This is a genomic window from Turicibacter bilis, assembly GCF_024499055.1.
GTDB classification, from domain to species: Bacteria; Bacillota_I; Bacilli_A; order MOL361; family Turicibacteraceae; genus Turicibacter; species Turicibacter bilis.
In genome coordinates this window covers 1,645,832-1,657,967 of the sequence record NZ_CP071249.1, presented here as the reverse complement: position 1 = coordinate 1,657,967, position 12,136 = coordinate 1,645,832, and the positions used below count along the sequence as shown (strand labels likewise).

Here is a 12,136-nt window from a genome sequence, read left to right as displayed (position 1 = left end):
ACCCATTCATGGCATAGATATAGCAGAATCTGTGAATTAGTGTGTTAAAATTGATATTTTTGTAAATACTAAGAATAGTCTCTTTAGATATTGGTATAATTTTCTTGATTTATAAAATCTAAATATAGTATAATAATCTCGTTATAATTAAATAACTCATTTAATGATGAGGGAGTAGTTGGCATCTTTGATGTGATTAAGTCAACAACCGCGAACTTAGTTTCTGGCTTAATATTAAATAACGAGACTCATACATAACAGCTTTTTTTGTTATGTAAGATTCTCGTTTTTTTATTGCGTACTTTTCTCAGCTTAAATGAAAAAATTAAATAGGAGGTCACTTATGGGACTTATTACATTGGTCTTTGTTGCGATTAGTTTAGCGATGGATGCTTTTACCATAGCTATCGCAAAAGGGATTAGTTTGAAAGAAGCTAAACCTCACCAAGCAGCGAAAGTTGCATTATTCTTTGGTGGTTTTCAGGCACTAATGCCGTTTATTGGATGGGCATGTGGACAAAGTTTTGAAAAATATATTCATGCCTTTACACCATGGATTGCTTTAATTTTATTATGTGCTATTGGTGGAAAGATGTTATATGAGTCTTTTCAAGATGATGAGGATGAGTTTGAAGAGGGCAATCCATTAAGTACGAAATCTTTAATGATTTTGGCCATTGCAACGAGTATTGATGCATTAGCAGTTGGAGTGACGTTTGCCTTTTTAAATGTGAATATTCTTTGGGCGATCACTTTAATTGGAGGAATTACGTTTGTCATTAGTTATGCTGGAGTCGTGCTTGGAAACAAAGTTGGAAAATATTTAAAAAATTATGCCGAGATTGTCGGAGGTATTATTTTAATTATTATTGGTCTGAGTATTTTCTTACAAAATACAATCCTAGGATAAAATTTAATAAAGGATGTGAAATAAATGAGTTATATTATCTTGGTTATTGGTTTCATTTTATTAATTAAAGGTGCGGATTGGTTCGTAGATGGCGCGTCTTCAATTGCAAAATCATTGAAAATTCCTAGTTTAATTATTGGATTAACCATTGTGGCATTTGGTACAAGTGCCCCAGAAGCATCAGTTAGTATTACAGGAGCATTTGCAGGTGCAAATGATATTACAGTTGGGAATGTTGTTGGATCGAATATTTTCAATTTATTAGTTGTTGTTGGAGTAGCCGCCTTTATTTGCCCCTTAAATGTTAAACGTTCCATTATTGCGAAGGAGTTTCCATTTGCAATTATGGGGGCTTTCGTTCTTATCGTTTTAGGATATGATTCAAAATATCATAATTATCCCGATAACGTCTTAACACGTGCAGATGGAATTATGTTATTAGTGTTATTTGGAATCTTTATGTACTATCTAATTGAATTAGCCTTAACCTCTCGTAAAAATGGTACGGATGAGGAAGAAGAGATTAAAACGTACTCAATGCCAAAAAGTATTGGATTATGTTTAGTCGGAATTGTTGGAATTGTTTTAGGTGGTGACTGGGTAGTTGATGCTGCTTCTGATATTGCCATTACCTTTGGAATGAGTCAAAGTATGGTCGGATTAACAATTGTAGCAGTGGGAACTTCACTTCCAGAGCTAGTCACATCAATTGTGGCAGCTCGTAAAGGTGAAAGTGACATTGCCCTTGGTAACGTAATTGGATCGAATATCTTTAATATTTTCTTCGTATTAGGTATTTCATCATTTATTCATGAAATCACAATTAATAATACCGTCTTCTTTGATATGTTCATTATGTTAGCAGCGTCATTCATTACTTATGGATTTGCGGCTTCAAAACGTAAAATTAATAAACCAGAGGGTGCCTTCTTAGTGTTGCTTTATGTAGCATACATGGCATTTGTTATTTGGAAAGGATAAAAAGAGAGTGAGACTCTCTTTTTTATTTTGAGTGTGTTTGAGATAAAGGTTGAGGTTTCAAAACATGGATATGAATAACTGCTATATTTTGAAGTGATGGAGCGACAATTTAAATAAATTAGTATATTTTAAAGAAATATAAACACTTTTTTAAAACAGATCTCAATAAAAAATATTACCTAGGTAATATTTCAAAAAGGATTGAGAAAGTTGCTTGGCTTGAAGTTTTCAATGGGATAAGGTATAATGATGATTTGAGATTTTGTGTCGAAATAATTTTGATTGATATATAGATGAATGAGAATTAAAAAGAAAGTGGTGAAAATATGACTTGGAAAATTCGTGAGATTGAAATTGATAACCCAGTTGTTTTAGCGCCGATGGCAGGTGTTTGTAATGCAGCGTTCCGTACGATTGTTAAAGAAATGGGAACAGGTTTAATTTATGCTGAGATGGTTAGTGATAAAGCTGTTGTTTATCAAAATAAAAAAACATTAGATATGCTTTATGTTGACCCAGCAGAACGTCCATTATCAATGCAAATTTTTGGTGCAGATAAAGAAACATTCGTTGAGGCAGCTAAATATGTTGATGCAAATTGCGATTGCGATATCATTGATATTAATATGGGATGCCCAGTTCCAAAAGTCACTAAAAATGAAGCGGGAGCTCGTTTATTATTGGAACCAGATAAAATTTATGACATTGTCGCAAGTGTCGTTGATGTATGTAAAAAGCCTGTTACGGTAAAAATGCGTACTGGATGGGACAAAGAGCACATTTATGCAGTAGAAAATGCACTTAAGATTGAGCAAGCAGGTGCAAGTGCCATTGCTGTTCATGGCCGTACACGTTCTCAAATGTATGAAGGAAAAGCTGATTGGGGAATTATCAAAGATGTTAAGGATGCAATCAAAACTATTCCGGTAATCGGAAATGGAGATATCAATTCACCTGAATTTGCGAAAAAAGTGTTAGAAGAATCAGGTGTGGATGGAATCATGATTGGTCGTGCCGCTTTAGGTAACCCATGGTTAATGAAACAAATCGTTCATTACTTAAAAACAGATGAATTAATCGCAGAACCATCAGCTGAAGAAAAATTACGCTTAGCAGTGGATCATATGGATCGTCTAATTGATTTAAAATGTGAAAAAGTAGCGTTACTTGAAATGCGTTCACACATGGCATGGTACATCAAAGGACTAGATGGGGCAACTCATGTTAAACGTATGGTAACAACGGTTAAAACACGTGAAGAAATGATGGATATTATTAATCGTTATCAAGCGTATTTAAATGGAGATAAATCAGCACGTTTAGTTGTTGAATAGTAAAAGGAGCCGTTAGGCTCCTTTCTTTATGGATTAAAACTTAATTTCTGTTAAATAAGCATGTAATAATTTCATTGTATTCGTGCATCCATCAATATGTGTACGTTCTACACCGTGTGAGGCATGAACACCTGGTCCAATTAATGCCGCTTGAATATCATGCCCAGCACGAAGAGCAGCCGAGGCATCTGAACCGTAGAATGGGTAAACATCGACCGCATAACCTAAGTTATATTTTTTAGATATTTCAATTAATTCAGATACCATTTGATAGTCGTAAGGCCCTGATGAATCTTTCGCACAGATTGAAACATCATATTCTGTACATGATAAATCTTTTCCGATACATCCCATGTCAACGGCAATCATACGATCGATACTACTTGGTAAGTGTGCGGCACCATGTCCGATTTCTTCATATGTTGAAATAATAAATTTGATATTGTAGTTTGGTTTTTTGTTGTTTTCTAATAAATATTTAAAAACAGTAAAGATAATTGAGACGCTAATTTTATCATCAATATGACGTGATTTAATAAATCCGCTGTCCGTGATAGTTGTTTTAGGATCAATAGAAATAAAATCACCATTTTGAATCCCAAGAGCTAGTGCATCATCTTTGCTATGAACGACTTCGTCTAAGCGAATCATTAATTCATCAGCTGTTTGACCTTTACGGGCACAATCTTCATAAACGTGCGAAGATGGGGAAGTGCTTAGAATTGTTCCTGTATATGTCTTTTGGTCGCGTGTATGAACTTTACAATATTCCCCTTGTAAGGTCATCATTTGATTCCCACCAATTGAAGTGATAGCTAATGTTCCATCACTATTGATTGAGCGAACCATTAAACCTAGTGTATCCACATGGGCAGATAAAGCTAAAGTTTTGTTTGAATCTTCACCCTCAAATTCAACGATTAGATTTCCTTTATTCGTTTTAAAGCTTTTCAGACCTAATTCATCAGCATAATTTTTAATTTTATCGATTACGATATGTGTGTAGCCACTAGGGCTTGGTGTTGTCAAAATGTCTTTAGCTAATTCATAAAAATATGAATAATCGAATGACATAAAAAATTCCCCTTTTCCGAATGATTTTCTTAATAGCCGTATAGATTCTGCTATTAAGAGTATTATACTATAATATGGAATATTTACACTATATTACTGCATAAAAGATAGGTAGAAGCTAAAAGATATGAGCGCTTAATTTACACGCTTTCTTATCTCATGTATAATGAAACAGTATTAGTTTACATCAACGAAAGTGAAATTTATTATGATTGAGAAGGGAAGAATAGAAATGTTTAATATGTTATTAAGACGTGGGACTGCGTTTATAGTGGATGCATTATTATTAGCTTTAATCTTTTTTGGGAACTTTAGTTTTATTATGACTTCATTACAGGCTAGTGGGAATAATCCATTAAGCTTAAGTGGACTAGGTATGATGGTTGCTTTGCAATTATTTTATGTGTGGATTTACTTTGTTTATATTCCAGTTAAAATGCCAGGACAAACAATTGGTAAAAAATTATTAAAAATTAAAGTAGTTACATTAGATGGAAATGATTTAACACCAAAACAGTATTTTCAACGTGATTTCGTTGTGAAGTTCTTATTGTCATCATTGACACAAGGAGTTATTGTATTATTTAATGGGATTTTATTAACATATCAATGCATTCGTAAGCAAGAATTACGTGCGTTACACGATATGCTAGTTAAGACGAAAGTCGTACATGTAAAATAAAAATGATAAAAAGAGGTGGACATTATGAACTGGGAGTTATCTGACTGTCGGAATTTATCTGAGTTAGCCGATCAAGTAACTGCACTCGAGAAAACATCCGTCATTCATTTTAGCTTTTTGATGACAGTCATTTTGACATTAGTGTTTATGTTTATATATCATAAGAGGTCAGTGGATAAGTCATTACTTCAGTTTATGATTGTCTCAAGCTTCATTTTTTATGTGTTAAATGTGATTCGATTAGCTTTTTTTCCAATTCCAATTAATGAAACATATATTGAATTGCTTAAACAACAAGTAAAATGTGGAATCCTTGTGGAGCGTAGACATAATTTACAGCTATTTGATTTTATGAAATGGGGAAATCTTTTTCATATTACAACAGTCGGAAATTTCTTGATGTTGATGCCCCTAAGTTTTTATTGCCCTATATTATTTAAGAAAAGGGATTGGGGATTCTTACGAATGATACTCATTGGATTTTTTATTTCATTATCCATTGAATTGATCCAGTTGTCTTACGATTTTGTTACAGGATATGCGTATCGGGGATTTAATGTTGATGACTTGATGATGAATACACTAGGAGTCATTTTTGGATTTTTGGTGTTTACTATTGTTAGAGGATTTTTTTTGATTACCATAAAATTTATACAATTCTTTTATCGAAAGGCTCGCTGATTAATCAGGAGTCTTTTTTTATCGGTGAAATTTAGTATTTTTTGAGAAATCATGTGATACTTTGTTAGAATATATTGAATGATTAATGAAAAAACTTTTTGTTATTTTCATTTTAGCTTGATTTTATTTATTTTATGTAAACAATTTGTGGAAATTACATTGACTTTTTTCTTAATTGATTTTATAGTTAAGTAGTAAATTTAATCTTTTCTCTCGTATATTATCGGAAATAAGGTCCGAAAGTCTCTACCTACTCACCGTAAATGAGTAGACTACGGGTGGCAATTGCTAGATAAACAGGTCAAGGTTTATCTGGTTTAATCATTCCACTGTGGGGACTTTCAGTACTAATTGCTGAAAGTCTTTTTTTGTTTAAATGATTATCATGATCATGGGAGAAGGCCATTTCATATCTAACTATTGGGAGTAGGAATTTAGATAATTCATGGTCATTATAGTTGTTTAAACAAACAGTCGAGAGAAGAATGAACAATTAGGAGGAGTAACCTATATGAACAAATTCTTCAAACTAGAAGAGCGTGGTACAACGGTTTCAAGAGAGTTTATCGCCGGATTGACAACATTCTTATCAATGGCTTACATCATCTTTGTTAATCCAAACACGCTTGGAGCATCGGGGATGGATACAGGAGCGGTATTCACTGCAACGATTTTAGCAGCTGCTGTGGGTACATTAATTATGGGACTTTATGCAAATTTCCCAGTGGCATTAGCACCAGGTATGGGAATGAATGCTTTCTTCGCTTATACAGTTGTCTTAATGATGGGATATAGCTGGCAACAAGCATTAGCAGGGATTTTTGTTTCAGGAATTTTATTTATTATTTTATCAGCAACAGGATTACGTGAGTTAATCATTAACAGTATTCCAACGTCATTAAAACATGCGGTTGGAACAGGGATTGGGTTCTTTATTGCATTCTTAGGATTCCAAAACTCAGGAATTATTGTGAATAATGATGCAACGCTAGTCGGAATCGGTAACTTCACAGATCCTAACGTTTTAATTACAGTTATCGGTTTAATTGTAACTTTAATTTTATTAGTTCGTAAAACACCGGCAGCGATCTTTATCGGTATGATTGTGACAGCTGTTGTAGGAATCTTTTTAGGAGTTGTTGATTTACCAACACAAATTATTGCTCCAATTCCATCTTTAAAGCCAACATTCGGAGCATTATTTGAAGCATTACCATCAATTTTTACAGCAGAAATGATTCCAGTTATTTTCTCATTCTTATTTGTTGATTTCTTCGATACAGCAGGAACATTAATGGCAGTTGGTTCTCGTGCTGGATTAGTCAATGAAAAAGGTCATTTAGTTGATGGAGATAAAGCATTATTAGCCGACTCAACTGCAACAGTTATTGGATCAGTATTAGGAACATCTTCAACAACTTCATTCGTTGAATCATTAACAGGAGTTGAAGCAGGTGGACGTACAGGATTAACTTCTGTGTTTACAGCATTATGTTTCTTAGTGATGTTATTCTGTTCAGGATTATTATCAGTTGTTACATCAGCAGTAACAGCACCAGCACTAATTACAGTCGGAATTTTAATGGCATCTTCTTTAGGAGATATTGAATGGAAGAACTTAGAGACATCAATTCCAGCCTTTGTAACAATCATTATGATGGTCTTAGGATATTCAATCGCAGAAGGGATTGCATCTGGGTTCTTATTATATCCAATTATGATGGTAGCTGCACGCCGTGAAAAAGAAATTCATCCAGTGATGTGGGTATTATCAGTTATCTTCTTAATCCATTTCGTATTAGCGTAATTTCGTTTTGGGTACTTTTAAATTTGGGAGATTTAAAAGTGGTATCTTGTCGTAATTAGTAGTAAAAGTGAACGTTTTGTCTTAATTTTGATGGCGAAAGTTCATTTTTTACTATATAATCGTAATAAGAAATTTTTAGGGTGATGACCTATAAATTTTTATTGTAATAGTCATACTAGTAAAAAGAGGTGAAAGGCATGCAACACGATCAAGTTATTGTTCTTGACTTTGGTAGTCAGTACAATCAATTAATCGCGCGACGTATTCGCGAATTTGGAGTATACAGTGAATTAAAATCACATAAATTAACAGCTGAAGACATCAAAAAAATGTCTAATGTAAAAGGGATTATCTTCAGTGGAAGTCCAAACAGTGTCACTCAAGAAGGTGCTTTTACAGTAGACCCTGAAATTTTTAACTTAGGATTACCGATTTTAGGTATTTGCTATGGGATGCAATTAACAACTCATATGCATGGTGGAACTGTTGAACGTGCAGAGCAACGTGAATATGGAAAAGCTGAAATTACAATTAAAAATAACAGCAAGTTATTCCAAGGAACACCAGAAGAGCAAGTCGTATGGATGAGCCATGGTTACCATGTAACAAACTTACCAGAAGGATTTGTTGTTGATGCAAGTAGTGACTCTTGTCCAATTGCTGCAGCTTCATGTGAAGAGCGCAATATTTACTTAGTACAATTCCATCCTGAGGTTCAACACTCAGTACACGGAACAGAAATGTTACGTAACTTTATCTTTAACGTATGTGGTGCACAAGCAAACTGGTCAATGAAAAACTTCATTGAAGACCAAGTAGAAAAAATTCGTGCACAAGTTGGAAACGACAATGTATTATGTGCGTTAAGTGGGGGAGTAGACTCATCAGTAGTTGCTGCATTAATTCACCGCGCAATTGGAGATCAATTAACATGTATGTTCGTTGATCATGGATTACTTCGTAAAGGAGAAGCTGAAAGTGTTGTTGAAACATTTGATGGAAAATTCAATATGAACTTCATCAAAATCGATGCACAAGAGCGCTTCTTAAGTAAATTAAAAGGAGTTTCTGATCCAGAACAAAAACGTAAAATCATCGGAAACGAATTTGTTTACTGCTTCGACGAAGAATCAGCTAAATTAAAAGACATGAAGTTCTTAGCACAAGGAACTTTATATACAGATATTATCGAATCGGGTACAGATACAGCTCAAACAATTAAATCTCACCATAACGTAGGTGGATTACCAGAAGATATGGAATTTGAGTTAATCGAACCATTAAACACATTATTCAAAGACGAAGTTCGCCAATTAGGATTAGAACTTGGTTTACCTGAAGAAATTGTCTTCCGTCAACCTTTCCCAGGACCAGGATTAGGAATTCGCGTTTTAGGAGAAGTCACAGAAGAGAAATTAGAAATCGTTCGTGATTCAGACTTCATCTTACGTGAAGAAATCAAAAAAGCGGGATTAGAGCGCGACGTATGGCAATACTTCACAGCTTTACCAAACATCAAATCAGTAGGTGTTATGGGCGATGAGCGTACTTATGATTACACAGTCGTTGTTCGCGCCGTAACTTCAATCGATGGAATGACTTCTGACTGGGCACGTATCCCATTTGAAGTATTAGAGAAAATCTCAGTTCGTATCGTAAATGAAGTGGCACACGTTAACCGCGTAGTGTATGACATTACATCAAAACCGCCTGCAACAATCGAGTGGGAATAATCAAAAAAGAGCCGAAAGGCTCTTTTTTTATGGTTTTATAAATAATATTTTAGGAATAGATAAGTTAGACACGAAATAGTTCCTTTTGAGCATAAGTCATGAAAAGTATCATGTTTATTATTCAATCGATAGCGGATTTTGTCTTTAGTTACTAGAATTTTTAATAGCAGTGAATTGAATTTATTGAAGTTGGAATAATGGCTCTCATTTTTTAATATATCTAGCGTGTATAAACTAAAAAGACAGGAGAGAGATTTTAAAAGATGAGTGAACAAAACAAAGTAGAACAAGAAGTGAAGCCAGTTCAAGAATGGACAAATGAACAGATTGATGCTCATGTAGATGAATTAGTTCAAAATGCGTTAGCTGCTTTAGAAAAATTTGAATCGTTTGATCAAGAGGCTGTGGATTATATTGTAGCAAAATGCTCGGTTGCAGGACTTGACCAACATGGGGTTTTAGCGGAAGCAGCAGTGAATGAAACAGGACGAGGAGTCTTTGAAGATAAAGCTGTTAAAAATTTATTTGCCTGTGAATATGTGACAAATAACCTTCGTCACTTAAAAACGGTAGGGATTATTAATGAAGATCCCCTAACTGGAATTACTGAAATTGCTGAACCAGTTGGTGTTATTTGTGGAATTATTCCAACAACAAATCCAACTTCAACCGTTATCTTTAAATCATTAATTGCTTTAAAAACAAGAAATCCAATTATTTTTTCTTTCCATCCATCGGCATATGAGTGTTCGGTACAAGCGGCAAAGGTCATTAGAGATGCAGCTATTGCAGCTGGAGCACCTGATAACTGTATTCAATGGTTAGGAATGCGCTCAATGTATGCGACAAATGCTTTAATGAACCACTCAGGTGTTGCAACAATTTTAGCAACAGGTGGTAATGCAATGGTGAAGGCGGCTTATTCATGTGGAAAACCAGCTTTAGGGGTAGGTGCAGGTAACGTTCCGGCTTATGTTGAAAAATCTTGTGTCTTAAAACGAGCAGTTAATGATATCGTATTATCTAAATCATTCGATAATGGGATGATTTGTGCCTCTGAACAAGCGGCTATTGTTGATCAAGAAATCTATGATGCATTTAAAGTAGAAATGAGCCGTTTCAAAGTGTATTTTGCAAATCATGAAGAAAAAGCTAAATTAGAAACATACATGTTTGGATGTACTGCTTATAGTGATAAAGTCAACGAAGCTCGATTAAATCCAGCTATTGTTGGTAAACCTGCGACATGGATTGCTGAGCAAGCAGGATTCGTTGTTCCAGACGACACTCAAATTATTTGTGCTGAATGTGAAGAGGTTGGACCAAATGAACCATTAACAAGAGAAAAATTATCCCCAGTCTTAGCTGTTTTAAAAGCAACATCGACGGAAGATGGAATTGCTAAATCAGCGGCCATGGTAGCTTTTAATGGATTAGGACATTCAGCTGCGATTCACACTCAAAATCATGAGATTTCAATTGAATTCGGTTTAAAATGTAAAGCGATTCGTGTCATTGAAAATGCCCCATCGACATTTGGTGGAATTGGTTCGGTTTATAATGCCTTTATTCCTTCATTAACACTCGGTTGTGGTTCTTACGGTCACAATTCAGTTTCTAATAACGTTAGTGCAATCAACTTATTAAATATTAAACGTATCGGAAGACGTAACAATAATATGCAATGGATGAAGCTTCCTCCAAAAATCTACTTTGAACGAAATTCAATTCGTTATTTAAGAGATATGAAAGAAATGGAGAAGGCCATGATTGTAACCGATCGAGGAATGTACAATCTGGGATATGTGGATAAAATTGAAGATGTGATTAAAAGACGACGTAATAAAGTTAATGTAGAACTATTCTTTGATGTCGAACCGGATCCAAGTATTGAAACCGTTAATGCAGGTGTTGAATTAATGAGAAAATTTCAACCGGATGTGATTATTGCATTAGGTGGTGGATCTTCAATGGATGCTGCAAAAGTTATGTGGCTTATGTATGAACATCCTGAAGTGAATTTTGATGATATTAAACAAAAATTTATGGACATTAGAAAACGTGCATTTAAATTTCCTGAGTTAGGAAAGAAAGCTCGATTAATTTGTATTCCAACGACATCTGGAACCGGATCAGAGGTTACACCTTTTGCAGTTATTACCGATAAACAAGAGAATAAGAAATATCCATTAACTGATTACTCTTTAACACCAACCGTTGCAATTGTTGATCCAGAGTTCGCTATGAGTATGCCAGCTTCAATTGCTGCGGATACAGGAATTGACGTCTTAACGCATGCTATTGAAGCTTATGTCTCAATTTTGGCTTCTGATTTTACAGATGGATTGGCCAAACAAGCTGTCAAATTAGTTTTTGATTACTTAGAGCGATCAGTGAAAAATGGTAAAAATGATCCAGAGGCAAGAGAAAAAATGCATAACGCTGGGACAATCGCTGGGATGGCGTTTGCAAACGCCTTTTTAGGAATGAACCACTCATTAGCCCATAAAATTGGTGGAGAGTGGCATGTACCGCATGGACGTACCAACGGAATTTTATTGCCACACGTCATCCGATATAATGGAACGATTCCAACAAAATTAAATATTTGGCCTAAAATTGAAAACTATAAAGCGGATGTGAAATACATGGAACTTGCTCAATTAATTGGATTAAATCCTCAAACACCAGCGGAAGGTGTTGCAATGTTTGCGGACGCTTGCGAAGAATTATGCAAAAAGGTTGGAGTTCCTGCTAATATCAAATCGCAAGGTATTGATCAAGAAGCTTGGGAAGAATCTGTTCATCGTATGGCCATGAATGCATATGAAGATCAATGTACACCAGCTAACCCTAGAATGCCAATGGTCCATGATATGGAAGCTATCTTACGAGTAATCTATGATTATGAAAGTAAGTTTTAATAAACATTAA

Annotated in this window: 9 protein-coding genes and 1 riboswitch; of the genes, 8 read left to right on the top strand and 1 reads right to left on the bottom strand. The window is 34.7% G+C overall.

Features of this window, described 5'->3' with window-relative positions; translation table 11 throughout:
• Positions 1 to 343: 343 nt before the first annotated feature.
• The 3 genes from J0J69_RS08005 (at position 344) to dusB (ending at position 3,225) form a co-directional block, all read left to right on the top strand.
• Positions 344 to 910 (top strand): manganese efflux pump MntP, encoded by a 567-nt coding sequence (locus tag J0J69_RS08005; RefSeq protein ID WP_212725906.1) that lies wholly within the window; start codon positions 344 to 346, stop codon positions 908 to 910.
• 24 nt (positions 911 to 934) lie between these two features.
• On the top strand, positions 935 to 1,891 hold the full coding sequence (locus J0J69_RS08000; RefSeq protein WP_212724876.1) for a calcium/sodium antiporter: 957 nt from the start codon (positions 935 to 937) through the stop codon (positions 1,889 to 1,891).
• Between the two features lie 326 nt (positions 1,892 to 2,217).
• The gene (gene dusB, locus J0J69_RS07995) at positions 2,218 to 3,225 is read left to right on the top strand and encodes a tRNA dihydrouridine synthase DusB (RefSeq protein ID WP_055242465.1); all 1,008 of its coding nucleotides are present in this window, start codon (positions 2,218 to 2,220) and stop codon (positions 3,223 to 3,225) included.
• Positions 3,226 to 3,258: 33 nt separating this feature from the next.
• Here the strand turns inward: dusB and J0J69_RS07990 are convergent, their stop codons facing one another.
• Entirely contained in the window at positions 3,259 to 4,299 is a 1,041-nt protein-coding gene (locus J0J69_RS07990; protein ID WP_212725905.1) for a M42 family metallopeptidase, read from the bottom strand.
• 232 nt (positions 4,300 to 4,531) lie between these two features.
• Here J0J69_RS07990 and J0J69_RS07985 point away from each other — a divergent pair, with 232 nt between their 5' ends.
• The 5 genes from J0J69_RS07985 to adhE all read left to right on the top strand — a co-directional run bounded on the left by J0J69_RS07985 (position 4,532) and on the right by adhE (position 12,126).
• Positions 4,532 to 4,981, top strand: coding sequence for an RDD family protein (locus J0J69_RS07985; RefSeq protein WP_055242522.1), 450 nt, complete (start codon positions 4,532 to 4,534; stop codon positions 4,979 to 4,981).
• 24 nt (positions 4,982 to 5,005) lie between these two features.
• Complete coding sequence (locus tag J0J69_RS07980) at positions 5,006 to 5,662, top strand: VanZ family protein (RefSeq protein ID WP_212725904.1); 657 nt, start codon at positions 5,006 to 5,008, stop codon at positions 5,660 to 5,662.
• A 193-nt stretch (positions 5,663 to 5,855) separates the two neighbouring features.
• A riboswitch (purine riboswitch) is annotated at positions 5,856 to 5,957 on the top strand.
• Between the two features lie 216 nt (positions 5,958 to 6,173).
• Positions 6,174 to 7,469: an NCS2 family permease gene (locus tag J0J69_RS07975; protein ID WP_055242470.1), complete on the top strand. Its 1,296-nt coding sequence runs from the start codon at positions 6,174 to 6,176 to the stop codon at positions 7,467 to 7,469.
• Positions 7,470 to 7,666: 197 nt separating this feature from the next.
• Positions 7,667 to 9,202: a glutamine-hydrolyzing GMP synthase gene (gene guaA / locus J0J69_RS07970; RefSeq protein ID WP_055242471.1), complete on the top strand. Its 1,536-nt coding sequence runs from the start codon at positions 7,667 to 7,669 to the stop codon at positions 9,200 to 9,202.
• A gap of 263 nt (positions 9,203 to 9,465) precedes the next feature.
• Positions 9,466 to 12,126, top strand: a complete 2,661-nt coding sequence (adhE, locus tag J0J69_RS07965) for a bifunctional acetaldehyde-CoA/alcohol dehydrogenase (RefSeq protein WP_055305063.1) — start codon at positions 9,466 to 9,468, stop codon at positions 12,124 to 12,126.
• Positions 12,127 to 12,136 lie beyond the last annotated feature (10 nt).